14 protein-coding genes are annotated in these 16,085 nt (G+C 55.0%); 9 read left to right on the top strand and 5 right to left on the bottom strand.

Features of this window, described 5'->3' with window-relative positions; all coding sequences use genetic code 11:
• Positions 1 to 10 precede the first annotated feature (10 nt).
• Positions 11 to 1,177 carry a polysaccharide biosynthesis/export family protein gene (locus tag HW561_RS11300; protein ID WP_176864769.1) on the bottom strand — a complete coding sequence of 389 codons (1,167 nt, stop codon included), beginning with the start codon at positions 1,175 to 1,177 and terminating at the stop codon, positions 11 to 13.
• Between HW561_RS11300 and HW561_RS11295 the strand changes: the two genes are divergently transcribed.
• The 9 genes from HW561_RS11295 to HW561_RS11255 all read left to right on the top strand — a co-directional run bounded on the left by HW561_RS11295 (position 1,176) and on the right by HW561_RS11255 (position 10,468).
• Positions 1,176 to 1,400 carry a hypothetical protein gene (locus HW561_RS11295; RefSeq protein ID WP_176864767.1) on the top strand — a complete coding sequence of 75 codons (225 nt, stop codon included), beginning with the start codon at positions 1,176 to 1,178 and terminating at the stop codon, positions 1,398 to 1,400. The genes HW561_RS11300 and HW561_RS11295 overlap by 2 nt on opposite strands.
• A 437-nt stretch (positions 1,401 to 1,837) precedes the next feature.
• Positions 1,838 to 2,464, top strand: a complete 627-nt coding sequence (locus HW561_RS11290; RefSeq protein ID WP_211198605.1) for a sugar transferase — start codon at positions 1,838 to 1,840, stop codon at positions 2,462 to 2,464.
• Positions 2,461 to 3,375, top strand: coding sequence for a methionyl-tRNA formyltransferase (locus tag HW561_RS11285; protein ID WP_176864765.1), 915 nt, complete (start codon positions 2,461 to 2,463; stop codon positions 3,373 to 3,375). The genes HW561_RS11290 and HW561_RS11285 overlap by 4 nt, the downstream gene beginning before the upstream one ends.
• Positions 3,372 to 4,067 (top strand): PIG-L deacetylase family protein, encoded by a 696-nt coding sequence (locus HW561_RS11280; RefSeq protein WP_176864763.1) that lies wholly within the window; start codon positions 3,372 to 3,374, stop codon positions 4,065 to 4,067. The genes HW561_RS11285 and HW561_RS11280 overlap by 4 nt, the downstream gene beginning before the upstream one ends.
• A 13-nt stretch (positions 4,068 to 4,080) precedes the next feature.
• Positions 4,081 to 5,259, top strand: coding sequence for a DegT/DnrJ/EryC1/StrS family aminotransferase (locus tag HW561_RS11275; RefSeq protein ID WP_176864761.1), 1,179 nt, complete (start codon positions 4,081 to 4,083; stop codon positions 5,257 to 5,259).
• Positions 5,260 to 6,381, top strand: a complete 1,122-nt coding sequence (locus HW561_RS11270; RefSeq protein ID WP_176864759.1) for a glycosyltransferase — start codon at positions 5,260 to 5,262, stop codon at positions 6,379 to 6,381.
• Between the two features lie 12 nt (positions 6,382 to 6,393).
• Positions 6,394 to 8,328, top strand: coding sequence for an asparagine synthase (glutamine-hydrolyzing) (gene asnB, locus HW561_RS11265; RefSeq protein ID WP_176864757.1), 1,935 nt, complete (start codon positions 6,394 to 6,396; stop codon positions 8,326 to 8,328).
• A 492-nt stretch (positions 8,329 to 8,820) separates the two neighbouring features.
• Entirely contained in the window at positions 8,821 to 9,213 is a 393-nt protein-coding gene (locus HW561_RS11260; protein ID WP_176864755.1) for a GtrA family protein, read from the top strand.
• A 121-nt stretch (positions 9,214 to 9,334) separates the two neighbouring features.
• Positions 9,335 to 10,468, top strand: a complete 1,134-nt coding sequence (locus HW561_RS11255) for an SGNH/GDSL hydrolase family protein (protein WP_176864754.1) — start codon at positions 9,335 to 9,337, stop codon at positions 10,466 to 10,468.
• A gap of 10 nt (positions 10,469 to 10,478) precedes the next feature.
• Here the strand turns inward: HW561_RS11255 and HW561_RS11250 are convergent, their stop codons facing one another.
• From HW561_RS11250 to HW561_RS11235, 4 genes are all read right to left on the bottom strand, one after another.
• Positions 10,479 to 11,207: a formyltransferase family protein gene (locus tag HW561_RS11250; RefSeq protein ID WP_176864752.1), complete on the bottom strand. Its 729-nt coding sequence runs from the start codon at positions 11,205 to 11,207 to the stop codon at positions 10,479 to 10,481.
• A 144-nt stretch (positions 11,208 to 11,351) separates the two neighbouring features.
• Entirely contained in the window at positions 11,352 to 13,565 is a 2,214-nt protein-coding gene (locus HW561_RS11245; RefSeq protein ID WP_176864750.1) for an NADP-dependent isocitrate dehydrogenase, read from the bottom strand.
• 229 nt (positions 13,566 to 13,794) lie between these two features.
• A complete protein-coding gene (locus HW561_RS11240) occupies positions 13,795 to 14,928 on the bottom strand; it encodes a tetratricopeptide repeat protein (RefSeq protein WP_176864748.1) in 1,134 nt (377 codons plus the stop codon).
• A 96-nt stretch (positions 14,929 to 15,024) separates the two neighbouring features.
• Positions 15,025 to 16,083, bottom strand: a complete 1,059-nt coding sequence (locus HW561_RS11235) for an ABC transporter ATP-binding protein (RefSeq protein ID WP_176864746.1) — start codon at positions 16,081 to 16,083, stop codon at positions 15,025 to 15,027.
• Between the last annotated feature and the right edge of the window lie 2 nt (positions 16,084 to 16,085).

Genomic DNA, 16,085 nt, shown 5'->3' with positions numbered 1-16,085 from the left:
GCTATTAAAGTCAATTTGAAGTCAGAATGGTCTTTCTGACAACTTCAATCGTATCACCGGGCTGGACAAGATCAGTGCCCTTGAACCGTTGCGTCAGGCCGTCCTCGCCGCGGGTCACTATGAATTCGATGGTCGTCTCGCTGGCGACATCGTCTTCACTCAGGTACCCGGCCGCAGCCAGTTCTCCGTGCAAGGTGGTGGCGGTTTCTAGTCTCGTTTTCAGGGACGCCAGTTCGCTTTCGACCCCGTTCAGCTGAATCAGAGAATCCGAGCGCGCGTTATCGTCCAGCTCCAGCCCGTCCCGTTCAGCACGGTTCAATTCCTGGCGCGCGATCAACAGCGCGACTTCCTGATCCAGTCGCTTGGACTCCAGATCATTAAGCATATTGGTCATAGTGGTGACCCGATTCGAAACCGTCAGACCTTTTTCTCTGAGCGAGTTGAGGTTTTCCAGCTCTTTGCTCACGTTTTCGATCTGAGTGTTACGCAGCTCAAGCTGGATCGTCAGGCTGGAAATCTGCTCTTTCAGCAAACCCTGCAAGTCCTCGATACGCTCGCCCAAACCATCTCGTGCGGCCAGCGTCGCCTTGAGGATTTCACCCTCCAGCCCCTTGGGCAGCTCGGGTAACTCCTCGTCAGTCTCGGCGTTTTCAAGAATTGTCAGATCAGCAACCAAACGCTGCCGTTCCTGTTCCAACTCTTCAATCTGGGTGGCCAGCAAACGGATTTCACCGCCCATGCGCAGAATTTGAAAATCGTTGCTGGAAGAGAACTGGATCGGTGGGCGGATGGGACCGCCCGCCAATGCCAGAATCTGTTGCGCCGTCATCCCAAAATGAAAATCATATGCGCCTGGCGCGTTGACATCACCCAACACATAAATTGGCAAATGCCCCACGACTTCGAGAGCGATCCGCGGTGGTTCCGCCATGCCGATCTGGCGCCGGAACTTCTGTTCCAGCAATGCGGCCAATTCTGCTGACGTATGGCCTGCGGCTTCTACCTGACCGACAAGCGGGATCATCAGAGTACCGTCGCCAGTGATAGCGTAGTCACCTGTTACACCGTCCCAACTGACATACGTGGTTGACCCCGTGTCCCATCGCATCGCCTTGAGGGACAACCGGTCCTGAGGCGCCAATCGATAGGCCTCGGCCCAGACTGACGTAGCCACCATGGAAAATATCAAAAAGAAAACTTTGAAACAGCAGTTCAAAATCCTGTCTCCTAAACTCAATAACTCCGCAGGCCATACAACCTTGACCGAATGGTCGGGCAGAAATCTGCGGCATAACATTTACACAACGGTCGAAAACCAGCCGACCAAGAAAAATTCCGAGCTGACGCCCCTGTCAACAAAACTAGTGGTTGCCACTCCGACTGGCAAGCGAAACAGCTGATATTGATGTCACGATTAACCCGCCTTGCCGTGATCACAATAATAAGGAGAGGTACCATAGCCGTAATTACGTCGCTTGTTCAAATCCACATCGTTGATCAGGGTATGGCCGCGGACCAAAAAACGGCTCTGTGTCACCAAACCGTTGACCTATCTCATCTGCCACTCAATTCCGGAAACAATTTTGACATAACCCGCTGAATCGTTGACGAAGGATCGTATTTCTTGCCGCTGTTGGCCCGTACCTATCCAATGAAGGGCTCGATTCGACTGACGCACTGCAGACATCTTGCAAATCAAATCCAATTCGAACAGATTGAGGGCACGCGCCTCTATTCGTCACCTTGCGCGTTTATTCCTCGTCATCGCTGACTGGCGAATTATTTTGTGATTTTGATGTGTCGCGGCGAGCCGCGTGTTACTGAGTTGGATTGAAGTGTGAACAGAGTGCCCGAAATTCTGCTGTGCGTAGTGTTGGGTGTGGTGACCCTGCCATTCTTCCTGATTGCTTGCATGATTGTTCTTTGGTCCGTCGGTGCGCCCTTGATGTTTTCGCAACCAAGATGCGGGCTTAGCGGTCGGATTTTTCAGCTGTTCAAACTGCGCAGCATGTCCGACGCGCGTGGCCCTGACGGCGCATTACTGCCGGACGATCAGCGCCAAACCCGCGCCACAGCGATCATCCGGCGGCTGCGGCTGGATGAAATCCCGCAACTGCTGTTGATCCTGCAGGGCCATATGGCGCTGGTCGGACCGCGCCCCTTGTTACCTGAAACGATCGAGAGTTTTGGCCCGCAGGGTCAGTATCGCTGTTCCGTCCGGCCGGGTTTGACGGGGTGGGCACAGGTCAGCGGGAACACCAACCTCGACAACCAGGAAAAGCTGACGTTGGACCTGTGGTATGTGGCGCATCGCTCAACCATTCTGGACCTGCGTATCATGGCTGAAACCGTCGGCGTCGCAATCCGGGGCGAACACCGCCGGATCGATCGTATCGATGCCGCGTTGCAGTGGCTGAAGGATCAGCCCCCTGCCAAATCCAGTTTGAAAAGGACGCCAGCATGAAGACCGTTTTTGTTGGCGCAGTAGAGACCTCTCACGCAGCACTGGTGTCGATTTGCGCGGCAGGCCATGCGCCTGATCTGGTCATGACATTGCCACCTCATTTATCCCATCGCCATTCTGATTTTGTTGATCTGGAGGTGGTTGCGAAACGCTATGATGTACCGGTTAGCTATATCGAACAGACCAACGCGCCCGAAACCATCGAACAAATCGAAGCATTAAAGCCCGACCTGATCCTGGTGATTGGCTGGTCGCAGATTTGCGGTGCCGCCTTTCGGGCAATACCCCGGATCGGGTGCATCGGCTTTCACCCTTCGGCCCTGCCCCGGCTGCGCGGACGCGGGGTGATCCCGTGGACTGTTGTCTTGGGGGAACGGAATGTTGGATCATCGCTGTTCTGGCTGGGCGAGGGTGCGGATGACGGGCCAATCGCAGCCCAGGCGCGGTATGCCGTTGACCCCGAGACTGTGACAGCCCGTGAGTTATACAACCGGTCGCTGCGGGCGATCTCGGGCCTTTTGCCGCCCCTGTTGGAGCAAATCGCCCTTGGGGATATCCCGCGTGAACCCCAACCGCAGGTCGGGGCCAGTGTTTGCGCCCGCCGCCGCCCCGAAGATGGATTGATCGACTGGTCGCGGTCTGCGGCCGAGATCAACCGCCTGATCCGCGCATCAGGCCCGCCTTATCCGGGGGCTTTCACCTCCGGACCGGACGGCAGCCAATTGGTCCTGACGCAGGTCAGATACACGCAACCCGATGGGTACTACATCGGCTTGCCTGGTCAGATTCAGGCTGTTGAAGGTCAAACCTTCACCGTGGCCTGTGGCGACGGACGGTGTCTGGATATTCTGGAATGGTCGGGGGCAGACATCCCTCCGGCCCTGCATTCGAAATTGGGAAAGCTTTCATGATCACCACAGATTTGATTAGTTCTGGTTCAGGCCCTGCTCTGGTCATTGCCCCTCATCCTGATGACGAGGTGCTGGGCGCTGGTGGAACGATTGCACGGCTGGCAGATGCAGGCCGCGAGGTGCATGTGGCTGTTGTGACCCGTGCCAAACCGCCGAAATTCAGCGATGAGGATACCGAAATCACCCGGACCGAAGCCCGCCGTTCTCATGACTTTCTGGGCGTTACCAAAACGCACTGGCTGGATTTCACGGCGGCAGAATTGACGGAGCAACCACATTCAGATCTGAATGCGGCCCTTGGTACGCTGGTTCGCGAGCTTGACGCCGATCTGATCCTTGCCCCGCATCCCGGCGATATCCATATGGATCATCAGCTGACTTTTCTATCCAGTCTGGTCGCCAGCCGCCCGCATCAGGACAAGTATCCGGCAACGATCGCGGCTTACGAGACCCTGTCGGAAACAAACTGGAACGCGCCCTACCTGACGCCGCCTTTTGTGCCCAATATCTTTGTCGATATCTCGGATACGCTGGAGCGCAAGCTTGAAGCGTTCGCAATGTTCGAAAGTCAGGCCAAGCAACCACCCCATGAACGCTCGGTCGAGAGCCTGAGGGCACTGGCCACCTTGCGCGGGGCAACAGTCCACAGACATGCAGCCGAAGGTTTCGTGCTGGTGCGGACGGTTGTGTAACAGGAGAGCTCTGATGTCGTCATGGCCTATATACGATCAAGAACAGATTGACGCGGTCAGCCGCGTGCTGGCCTCTGGCAAGGTCAACGCCTGGACCGGTCCGGATGTCCGTGCGTTCGAGGATGAGTACTGCGCTTACACCGATGCAGCCCATGCCATTGCGATGGCGAACGGGACAGTAACGCTGGATGCGGTCATGCATGTACTGGATTTGAATCCGGGTGATGAGGTGATCGTGACCCCCCGCAGCTTTATCGCTTCGGCCAGTTCGGTGATGCTGGCCGGAGGCACACCCGTTTTCGCCGATATCGACCCGGTTACGCAAAACCTGACGATCGACACGATTGCGCCCCTGATCACGCCGCGCACCCGAGGGATTATCCCTGTGCATCTGGGGGGTTGGCCTTGTGACATGGACGCGATCATGGATCTGGCCCGTGCCCATGATTTGTGGGTGATCGAGGATTGCGCGCAAGCGCATGGCGCGATGATTGGCAATCGGCATGTGGGGACCATCGGAACCATCGGATCGTTTTCGTTCTGTCAGGACAAGATCATGACCACTGGCGGCGAAGGCGGGTTGCTGCTGACCAATGACGACGCGCTGTGGTCGCGGATCTGGAGCTACAAGGATCACGGTAAAGGCTATGACACGGTGTTTAACACCGACCATCCCCCTGGTTTTCGCTGGTTGCACGATTCTGGCCCTGGCACGAACCTTCGGATGACGGGTCCCTCGGCGGCGCTGGGACGTGTGCAACTGAAGCGCCTGAACAACTGGCGGGCGCATCGTACTATGAATGCCGAACTTCTGGCTGATGCTCTATCCACCTGCCCTGCGTTCCGCGTACCGATTCCGCCCAAGGAACTGACTCATGCCTACTACCGGTTCTATGCTTTTGTACGCCCACAGGCCCTTGCGGCAGGTTGGTCCCGGGACCGGATCATCGCAGAAATAGCGGATACGGGCTTCCCTGCCTTCTCAGGCAGCTGCTCGGAGATTTATCTGGAAGAGACCTTCCAAAAAAACGGGCTTGGTCCAACCGAGCCTCTCCCTGTCGCGCGTGAGTTAGGCGAAACAAGTCTGGCCTTTCTGGTTGACCCAGCCTGGTCACCAGAAGATATCGCACGGCTCGCTCAGGTCATTGTGGATGTTGGCAATCGCGCACTGGCTGCGCAGAAGGCGGGATAGATGATCCTGCATGTGGTCACAGATTTTTCGACACAGGGCGGTGCGCAAGCCATGCTGGCGCGTCTGTTGTCGCATTCTGATGAGCGTGCGGTTGTCGTTGCCCTGACCGAAGTGTCTGATCGCTGTCGTGCCATGGCCGGGACCGACAAGGTCGAATACATCTCGTTGCATGCCAAGTCACCGCTATCCTTTCCGCGGGCAATCTGGCGTATCGCAAGGTTGATCCGGGTCCACAAACCCGAAGTTGTTTTGTGCTGGATGTACCATGCGATGGTTGTCGGATTGATTGCCGAGGTCCTGTCGATGCGGCGCGTTCCGGTGATCTGGACTGTTCGACAAGCGCTGGACGATCCTGCTGCTTTTACCCGCAGCACGCGAATGGCAGTATGGCTGTCACAGAAGCTTTCGCGGTTCTGTGGCGGGATTATTTACAATTCGACCCGCGCGCTGGAACAGCACACAAAATTCGGATTTGCAGATGCAAATGCCACCGTTGTTCCAAACGGATTTCACCTGCCCGAGATGCCGCAAAAGCGCAGCGGCCCTACGCGGGTTCTGGGCTTGGCTGCCCGGTTCCATCCGCAGAAAGATTTCGAGACCTTCTTTCGCGCCTTTGCAATCGCAAGACGCGCTGTGCCTGATTTGACCGCCCGGCTTGCCGGAGATGGCGTCACAGCAGAAAACCCAGCGCTGCGCGAGTTGCTTGCCAAAAACAACCTGCCGCAGGAAAGCGTTACGCTGTGCGGCGATCTGCACGACATGGCCGATTTCTACAATAGCATCGACCTGCTGGTTCTGTCTTCGCGGACCGAAGGGTTCCCCAATGTCATCGCAGAAGCCATGAGCTATGGTCGACCAGTCGTGACAACGGATGTCGGCGATGCGGCCACGATCGTGGGCGATAGCGGATATGTGGTCCCCGCCCGCGACGCGCAGGCGCTTGGACAATCGTTGACAGATGCAGCCAATTGGTCGTCCGAGAATTACATAACACGCAGCAGTGCAGCCCGTGACTGCATTGCAAACAGCTACTCACTGACAGCCATAGCCAAGGCCTACGACGCAGTGCTGAGCGGTGTTGAAACGCAAGTGCGGCACCCGACCGCCACGCATACCGGATAGGAAGGCGCATTCATGTGCGGCATAGCTGGATATCTTGCATTCAAATCTGTCAGTGCTGAGGCGGGCGCAGTTGCGTTGAAGGCGATGTGTGACAGCATTCAGCATCGCGGGCCGGATGCGGATGGGATGTTCGTGGATTCGGACACAGGCGTGGCGTTGGGGCATCGACGGTTGTCCATCGTGGATCTGTCGGAAACTGGCGCCCAGCCAATGACCTCGCCCAGCGGGCGGTACTGTATTGTCTACAACGGTGAAATCTATGGATTTCTGGACCTGCGCCAAAAGCTGATCGACCATGGGATGAGCTTTCGCGGCACCTCGGATACCGAAGTTTTGCTGGCCTCGATGGATCTGTGGGGCATTCGCAAAACATTGGATCTGGCGCATGGAATGTTCGCCTTTGCAGTGTTCGACCGGCACAGCAACCGGGTGGTTTTTGCCCGCGACCGATTGGGAAAAAAGCCGCTATATCTGGGCATCAAAGGCGGGCATCTGTTGTTCGGATCAGAATTGAAAGCCCTGCGCGCGCATCCCGCGTTTGGTGCGCCCGAGGCCGACCGCCGGGCGCAAGCCCAATACGCCCGCTACGCTTTTATCCCTGCGCCCTTAACCATCTACCGAGACGTCATGAAGCTGCCAGCTGGCACACTTGTCGAGGTGAAATTGGACGCTCCGCCCATGTCGTCAGAGGATCTGGTGGATGGGTTGCGAACTTTCTGGGACCTCCCCGACAGGGTCGAAGCATGCCGGGCTGATCCCTATGGGGATGAGGCCCAGGCCCTGAGCGGGATCGAGGATGCCCTGCTTTCAGCAGTCGGTGAGCGTATGGTTGCGGATGTCACAGTTGGCACGTTCCTGTCTGGTGGCATTGATTCCAGCCTGATCACCGCGATGATGCAGGAACAAGCGGCGGGCAAAGTGACCAGTTTCACTGTCCGCTTCGATCATGACGCCACGAATGAGGCCGATCACGCGGCAGCTATTGCCAAGCATCTGGGCACCGATCATCACGAGGTGACGGCAACGCCTGAAATGGCGTTTGACCTGCTCCGGACATTGCCAAATGTCTATGACGAGCCCTTTGCAGACCCATCAGCATTTCCGACTTTGTTGGTGTCCCAACTGGCGCGGGCGCAGCTTAAGGTGGTGATGTCAGGCGATGGAGGGGACGAGTCGTTTGGCGGTTACGAACGCTATGTTCGCATGATGGCCATGGAGCGCTTAAGTGCCAAACTGCCCGGCCCTGCGGCTTCGGCCCTGGCGGCATCGCCAGCCTTTGTCACACAAGTGGCGGCCAAGATTCTGCAGCCCCTTGCCCCTGCATCTCTTCGGGCCCAGATCACGCCGGATCGTTTGTCCAAAGTAGCGTCAATCGCGCGCCACCGGGACTTCCGAAGCCGGTATGACGCCCTTTTCACCTTGTGGGATCCGCCTTTAGCTGACTGTCAGGGTGTTTTTCGGTCACATCAAATCCCGGACAGACTGAACCCGGTAGATACAATGATGTTGCTGGATTCAGAGCTTTATTTGCCAGAGAGCATACTGGTCAAAGCCGACCGGGCCTCGATGTCAGTTGGGTTGGAAATACGCTCGCCTTTGCTGGACGATCGCGTGGTCGAGGCAGCATGGCGGTCGCCAGACTCGCTGCGGTATGACGGAAAATCCGGCAAGGTTGCCTTGCGCCGCCTGCTGGACAAACGCGTCCCCAAGGCCTTGTATGACCGGCCTAAACAAGGCTTCGGTATTCCTTTGAACGATTGGTTGCGCGGCCCGCTCAAATCCGTCGCGCAGGAGGTTTTTGCCTCCGACTCCTCTGTTGGAGAGATGTTTGATCGTGCGCAGCTTAACAAACGCTGGAACGAACATCTGTCAGGCGCCCGTAACTGGGGGCCGCATCTGTGGGTCGCGCTGATGTATCATTTCTGGCAAGAGGAGTGGCTGCGTTAAGATACCATGCGTTGGTGCACTTTTCCTGCGACCGTACAGGGCATTGGATCGCCTGCCGTAAAATTCAGATTTTTTCCAGATTCTACGAGCTTTTCTTATTCGAGTCTTTGAAGGTGTCCATGCGATCATCAGGGGAGGTGGTTTCGATGGGAGCTAAAAGCATCAGTTGCAAGATTAGTCACGTTCAGAGGAAAACCCGATACACGCTTGAAAAAACAATTACATCGAAACTTAAAACCGAAACTCCGGAGACTGTTGCAATCCTCGGGACAGAGTCGAACCCACGTGGTTGTGTTTGAAACGAAAAACAAATGCGATAACTAAAGCCAGCAAAGTTCTGATTGTACTGACAAAGTAAGACCTGAATTGCCCCTTCCAAATAGCAGCACGGGTCTCGTTTACTCCCTATTATACGGACCCGCACTTTTCCGGGCTTTTCCTTGCAATAAAGATCGGTGCATGGTGTCACCGAATTAGGACAGGAGCCACAGCGTGCCCTCAGACGAAACATATCGGCATATGCTGACTTTTGCCGTCGTTGGCTCGCTGGCCTTCTTTGTTGATGCAGGGGTGTTTACGGGGCTGGATGTGTTGGGTGCAGGGACGGTCTTGTCACGCTGCCTATCAATCCTCGCGGCTGTCACGTTTACCTGGTATCTTAATCGAACCTACACATTCAGAACCGACAAACCGGCCAGCTTTCTTGAATTTCTGAGCTATCTTGGCGGGATGCAGGTTGGATTGCTGACAAATTTCAGCACCTTCTTTGTGGTGCTGTACCTGTCCGACGTTGCCGCCGCCTATCCGATTATTGCTCTGGCGATAGCAACGCTTGCCGGAATGACCATCAACTTTTTGATTTCAAGGAAAATCCTGCAAAAATAGAGGCCTGCCTGCGGCTGAAACTCTGTTATTGCTTCAAAGAAACGCTGTCACTACTCTGAGTTTTGTCCGAATGTATTAATCGTTGTTTTACAGTGTTGATTGGTTGGAGGGTTACTCTTTCGTGTTAAAAAATTTGTTTCTGATACTCTTTAGTGCGTTCATAAGTCTGGCACTGGTCGAAATTGGGCTGCGCCTGTTCGATCCGTTGAATTTCGAACCCCATATCAGCCGAAAACAGGCAAATGTGCCGTTGGTGAATCTCGAGAACTACTTCTGCGAAGGTGGGCCGGTCCGGCGAGTTGGACATGACGTGGTCTATTCGCGAGAAACCCCGAACCAGTCCTATTTTGAGGTTCGCAATGAAATAGCTTCATTCCTCGAATTCAATGAATATGGATTTCGGGGCGCGTTTTCCTCAGGCGACGACAAAGCTCAGATAATGGTGCTGGGTGACTCGTTCACCCGGGGGACGCTGGCAGACGAGACCGAAACCATACCTGCCCTTTTGTCCCAGTGGTCTGAGGATTCTTACTTTGTGAATCTTGGCACTGGTGGTCATGGGACGCTGCAACATGCCCTGACATATGACGAGTTTCAGGACCAGATCCCGCACGACACGGTCCTGATGTTCATCTTCAACCGGAACGACCTGATTGACAATGTCATGTTCCAAGAGTGGCAGGAGAACCCCGGCACCCGCTCTCATACCCCCACTTTTTTTCAGCAAGTAAAGCGAGACCTCGGAAAGCTTTATGTTGGCAAACTGGTTTTCCGCTTCAAGCATGTCTTGTTCGATCGGGATCTTTACGCGTCGACCCCCACGGAAACAGAAAAGGCGTTGCTTTTTGAATCGCTCCGCCATCTGTCCCAATCGGTTAACTCAAACGGTGCGCGTCTGTTCGTGTTCTCGCTGCCGGATATCTCAGAGTTCATCGGCGAAGATACGATTACCTTCCGTGACAATCCGGTTGGATATGCCGACGCTTCGCGCGCCTTAATCGCACAAGCGGCAGAGGAAAACGGATTTACCTACCTGAACCTAAAACCGGCTTTGGTAGAGTTTTCCGAGGATCTGGGCATTCCCACAAGTTCTCTTTTCGGCAGCCCCGATCACCATATGCAGGAAATTGGCAATTTTGCTGTGGCAACAACAGTCGCCAGGCTTCTGGAAGATCAAGGTATTTCAGCTTTCGAGCCCGATGAGGAATTTGTTGATCGCACCCGGTTTGAACCAACCAACATTGCCTGCCCCTAAGGGGCGTGGATCAATTCTCGTCTGCCTCGCCCTGCAACACAAACCTGCGACCATGCAACGATATATGCAGCGGGTACTCTGGCAAATGCATCGAATGCAGGCGCCGGTTAAACTCTTTGGCATCGATGTCCAAAGGCAGTTGCTGCATTGCCGACAGCTCTTTCATCTTGCGTGCTTCGCCACGCCAGCTTTCTTCACCGGAGCCGGAGATCTGATTGCTCAGATAAGTCTGGCCGCCAGCCGCGACCCCGCCAACGACCTCCTGAAGCAGATGAAACAGATATAGGTGCGTGCGGGCGAGCACTGAACGCAAACCATCGTGGCGCAAGATGGGAAAGCGTAGCGCCTTGATGATCTGCCCGTTGTCGACCTTTGTGTTAATGAGGTGAGCAGTCACACCATATTCTTCTGCGCCATCATAAAGCGCGAAATTGATACACCCACTTCCGGGATATCCCGGCGGCCCCGGATGAAAGTTGATTGCCGCAATCGAAGCCGAGTCGATCAATGCCTGATTCAAAATGAAATAGCTGCGAAAGCAAAAGATGTAGTCGCCGCGCCAGTCATGCACCCAATCAGGTAAGCTCTGCCCCAACCCCCGGGACTCAACATAACTGATATCGAAACCCGCGTGGTTCATGAGCTGCAACGCTTTTTGGGTCCCGTCGCAGTTTTCCCGACCAAAGAACAAAACCTTTGGGCCATCGCCCTGTTTCGCCGGATCAATGCCGCTTGTCATCAAGATTACTCGTTCAAATCATGTTTGCCCACGCCCGAAAGGCAGGCGCGTAAGTGAAACTATGACATACAAAAAACCCGCACTCTACCGTTTCTCTCAGTCGGTGCGAAATGGCCCGCGCCAATGTGGCGCGGGCTTTGTGATCTAACCGATGATGGCGTTCAGTGTGGCGCTGGGGCGCATGATAGCCGCCGCCTTGGCGGGATCGGTGTGGAAGTACCCGCCTAGGTCAGCAGATGCGCCTTGCGCTGCGGCCAGCTCGGACAGAATCTGTTCTTCTTTCTCCGCCAATTCCGTCGCAATTGGCGCGAATTCGGCGGCCAGTTCAGCGTCATCCGATTGCGCGGCCAGCGCATCAGCCCAATACCGTGCGAACCAATAGTGGCTGTCGCGATTGTCAGGCTGGCCGACTTTACGGCTGGGGGACTTGTTGTTGTCCAGAATGCCCTGCGTCGCAGCCTCGGCCGCTGCACCCAATACGCCCGCCTTGGCATTGCCCTTGCTGTCAGCCAGAAAGTTCAGGGATTCTCCTAGCGCGCAGAACTCACCCATCGAGTCCCACCGCAGGTGGTTCTCTTCGAGCAGCTGCTGCACGTGTTTCGGGGCCGAGCCACCCGCGCCAGTTTCAAACAGGCCACCACCGTTCATCAGCTTGACGATAGACAACATCTTGGCCGACGTGCCCAATTCCAGGATCGGGAACAAGTCGGTTAAGTAATCCCGCAACACGTTGCCGGTAATGGCAATGCTGTCCTTGCCCGCAGTAATGGTCTCCAGCGACTGGCGTGTCGCCTCGCGTGGCGCCATGATCATGAATTTATCAGCAACACCAGCGTCTTCCAATGCAGGCTTGATGTATTGGATTAACTCCGCGTCATGGGCGCGGTTCGCGTCCAGCCAGAAGATCGCCTCGGAACCGGTTAGACGCTGACGGTCCAGAGCCAACTGAATCCAGTTCTCGATCGGAGCTTTCTTGACGGTGCATGCCCGCCAGATGTCGCCCTTTTCGACCTCGTGCGTGTGCAATGTCTCGCCATTGGCCAGCACGACGCGGATAGCACCGTCTGCAGGTGCTTCGAACGTGGTTGGGTGCGAGCCGTATTCTTCAGCCTTCTGCGCCATCAGGCCCACGTTGGCTACTGCGCCGACGGTGGCCGGGTTCAATGCACCATTGGCTTTGAAGAAATTGATGCTTTCATCATAGACCGTGGCGTAGCAGCGATCAGGGATAACACAATTGGTATCACCTTTGGCACCGGCCTCATCCCAACCCTTGCCACCGGCACGGATAACTGCAGGCATTGAGGCGTCGATGATTACATCCGATGGCACGTGAAGGTTGGTTATACCCTTGTCCGAGTCCACCATATACATGGTCGGACGGTAACCTTTGATTGCGTCGATTGCGGCCATGATATCGGCGTTGTCCTTGACGCGTTCCAGCAGATCCCCAAGACCTGAATTCGGGTTTACACCCAGCGCGTCCAGTTCGGCGCCGAACGTCTCGAATACTGGTGCCAGCCACGCCTTGACCGCATAACCAAAGATGACCGGGTCCGAAACCTTCATCATCGTGGCTTTCATATGCAGCGAGAACATGGTGCCGTCTTTTTTGGTGTCCTCGATGGCGTCTGCCAAGAAAGACGACAGCGCCTTGACCGACATGAATGTCGCATCGGCCACGGTGCCTTCGTCAAGTGACCAACCGTCTTTCAGAACGGTCACACTGCCGTCTTTGCCTACAAATTCGATCTTCGCATCGCCTGCTTGGGCGGCGGTGATGGTGGCCGACTTCTCGTTCGCGTAGAAATCATTGCCAGACATGGACGACACTTTGGTCTTGCTATCCGAGGCCCAGGCACCCATCGAATGTGGGTTTTTCTGAGCATAATTCTTGACAGCCTTCGCCGCACGGCGGTCACTGTTACCTTCCCGCAGAACCGGGTTCACAGCCGAGCCCTTGATGGCATCATAACGAGCGCGAACCGCCTTTTCGACGTTGGTCGAAGGCTCTTCCGGGTGGGTTGGGATGTCGTAACCCTGTGACTGCAGCTCTTCGATGGCAGCGACCAGTTGCGGCACTGAGGCCGAGATGTTTGGCAGTTTGATCACATTCGCATCTGGTGTTTTTACCAACTCGCCCAAGGCCGCCAGATCATCGGTGATACGCTGTTCGTCAGTCAGGTTCTCTGGGAAGGTGGACAGGATGCGCCCGGCCAGCGAAATATCCTTGGTGCCAACACTGACGCCCGCAGCTGAGGCGAACTTGCGAATGATGGGCAGGAACGAGGCGCTGGCCAGCTCGGGCGCTTCGTCTACAATGGTATACAATATGTCGAAGTTCGATTTATCTGCCATATTCTTTTACCTTTTTAAGCCTTTCAGGGGCGTGCGATCCAAGAGTTGAGGCCACATCGGCGTGGCGCGGGAGGGGCGCAGCGATGATACCGCCCCTGGGTGACTCTGTTTTGACAGGCCCCCCCTTAAATCACGTTTGCCCTGAAATCAATCACATCTGCCCGCGCGTTTTGACACGGTCTGTGAAAATCGGTTTCGGCATCGCAGTTTAGTCAAACGCATGTTCCGGCTATTGTACCTCGATGATTGGAAAACCGGATTTTGACGCAAGAACTTCTATGTACTCGACCAATACATCTCGCCTGTAAGCTTCTGAAAACCGAAACTTCCGTTGGTCAATGGACTGTAAGTCCTGTCTGACCATGTAGGCCAACAGTTTCTTTCCGTTTCTGCCCGTTTCATTCAGGAAGGTTTCATATTCAACCATGGCCAAGTCGGGGCGTTGCATATAGGCATATGCCATCCCTTGATGTATGTGCCGCTCTCGATTTCCGACAACATACCAAGTTGCGATCATTCTGGTAAATTGGCCCCACCAACCAGATTCGGGATTTTTCTCCTCAATCAATCGCGGTCCGTAGCCGCTAATATAGTCGATCGCTGTTTTTTCATCACCTAGCCGCATATGTACCAACGCAGGATAATACAACTCACTGTAAACTCCGGGCGCAACCCGAGCCATGTTGCTCGTTGCATTAAGCGCTTTTTCGATGTCTTTGGTAAACAACACATGCAACTGAAGATCGCGATAATATACCCAATCTTCATCCGGCCATTTTAGTTCTGCGGCTTCAAGACGCTCTTCAGCCGCGTCAAACTCTCCCGAGGTCATGAGGTAAGTTACTTCTTTTTCAGCAGCACCCGGAAAATCAGGGTCAATTTCGAGAACCCGCCGAACCCCAGCATAAGCAGAATCGTGTTCCCCGTGATCGTCATCGAACTCTGCCTTGTGAAAAAGGATCCGAGGGTTGTCTGGTGCAATCTGTAACGCCTTTACCAGGTCTGCCTCGGCTGCAGTCCGATCACCCATCGCTTCATAAATATGTGCCCGCGCGCGCAATGCGGCCAAGTCCTCAGGCAGTACTTCCAGAATGTGGTTTTCATCAGCAAGCGCCAGATCGTACTGGCTATTGCAAAAGAACGCCCAACCTCGGTCAGTCAGGAAGGCAAGCCGATATTCAGAAGGAACATCCTCTGTTTCAATTAGCTGCGTGCATGCCGAAATGATTTCCGAAAGTTGCGCCGAGCCACCTTGGCAAGTTTCCACTAACTTCGGATAATTAATCTCGGTCCTTGATGGGCTATTCAACGACAGCAGAAGCGTCGCGGCAACAATAATCAACGCGGCGAGGCGGATGTGCATGCAGGCTCCTAAAATCAAACACTAATCTACTCTAGGTAGTGATGTGTTTGTGCCTACACAAGCGCGTTTGAATGAAGATCCGGGTAACTTAGCTATCTACCGAAACCTCAACCCTGTCTCGGGATCAAACACCATCACACGCTCAGGCTGGACCGAGATTCCGATTCGTTCTCCGGTCGCGCTGCGCTGGTCTTCGCGTTCCTCGACGATCAGTTTGTCACCATTCGGCGTCAGCAAATATGTATAAGATACACCGCCAAGCGCTTCGGTCAGATCAACCGTACAGGTGTCGCCCGAGCGGTCGATCTTAATATGTTCCGGACGTACGCCCAGCGTTACCTTGCTCAAACCAGCAGGAACGCTCGCCGCCACTGGCAATGGCCGGCTTAGCGCCGGATGCGTGACATGGCCATCAGCAAAATCGCATTCCAGAAAGTTCATCGCGGGTGAGCCGATGAAACCCGCAACAAAACGATTATCAGGATCGCGGTACAGATCCATGGGCGCGCCGACCTGTTCGATCCTGCCATCTCGCAGTACGACGATCTTATCGGCCATGGTCATCGCCTCAACCTGATCATGGGTCACATAAATCATGGTTGCGCCGATTTCCTGATGCAGGCGCGCAATTTCAACACGCATTTCGACCCGCAATTCCGCATCGAGGTTCGAGAGCGGCTCGTCGAACAGAAACACCTCGGGGCCTCGCACGATCGCACGGCCAATCGCAACACGCTGACGTTGACCACCGGACAGAGCTTTGGGTTTGCGTTTGAGGTATTGATCCAACTTCAGAATGTTTGAGGCTTCCTGAACTTTCTTCTCGATCTCACCCTTGGGCACACCGTTCATACGCAGGCCAAACCCCATATTCTCGGCCACGCTCATATGCGGATAAAGCGCGTAGGTCTGGAACACCATCGCCACCCCACGTTTAGCCGGATCCATGTGGGTCACGTCGCGCGCGCCAATGTGGATAACACCTTCTGATGTCTCCTCGAGTCCGGCAATCATCCGCAATAGTGTGGATTTGCCACAGCCCGATGGCCCGACAAAAACGCAAAACTCGCCATCTTCGATCTGCAGATCAATGCCGTGAATGACCTGCGTCTGGCCATACCGTTTGATCGTTTGGTTCAGAGTTACACCCGTCATGT

Origin of the sequence: Ruegeria haliotis, assembly GCF_013377785.1 — a bacterium.
Classification (GTDB): Bacteria; Pseudomonadota; Alphaproteobacteria; order Rhodobacterales; family Rhodobacteraceae; genus Ruegeria; species Ruegeria haliotis.
Note: the sequence above shows the minus strand (reverse complement) of the source record. Positions and strands in the feature narration are given on the sequence as shown.

Excerpts from the sequence above, each read along its gene's own strand:
- HW561_RS11270 (WP_176864759.1), top strand. The coding sequence starts at position 5,260 with ATGATCCTGCATGTGGTCACAGATTTTTCGACACAGGGCGGTGCGCAA.
- asnB (WP_176864757.1), top strand. The coding sequence starts at position 6,394 with ATGTGCGGCATAGCTGGATATCTTGCATTCAAATCTGTCAGTGCTGAG.
- HW561_RS11245 (WP_176864750.1), bottom strand. The coding sequence starts at position 13,565 with ATGGCAGATAAATCGAACTTCGACATATTGTATACCATTGTAGACGAA.
- HW561_RS11285 (WP_176864765.1), top strand. The coding sequence starts at position 2,461 with ATGAAGACCGTTTTTGTTGGCGCAGTAGAGACCTCTCACGCAGCACTG.
- HW561_RS11295 (WP_176864767.1), top strand. The coding sequence starts at position 1,176 with ATGGAAAATATCAAAAAGAAAACTTTGAAACAGCAGTTCAAAATCCTG.
- HW561_RS11250 (WP_176864752.1), bottom strand. The coding sequence starts at position 11,207 with ATGACAAGCGGCATTGATCCGGCGAAACAGGGCGATGGCCCAAAGGTT.
- HW561_RS11240 (WP_176864748.1), bottom strand. The coding sequence starts at position 14,928 with ATGCACATCCGCCTCGCCGCGTTGATTATTGTTGCCGCGACGCTTCTG.
- HW561_RS11275 (WP_176864761.1), top strand. The coding sequence starts at position 4,081 with ATGTCGTCATGGCCTATATACGATCAAGAACAGATTGACGCGGTCAGC.
- HW561_RS11300 (WP_176864769.1), bottom strand. The coding sequence starts at position 1,177 with ATGGTGGCTACGTCAGTCTGGGCCGAGGCCTATCGATTGGCGCCTCAG.
- HW561_RS11280 (WP_176864763.1), top strand. The coding sequence starts at position 3,372 with ATGATCACCACAGATTTGATTAGTTCTGGTTCAGGCCCTGCTCTGGTC.
- HW561_RS11235 (WP_176864746.1), bottom strand. The coding sequence starts at position 16,083 with ATGACGGGTGTAACTCTGAACCAAACGATCAAACGGTATGGCCAGACG.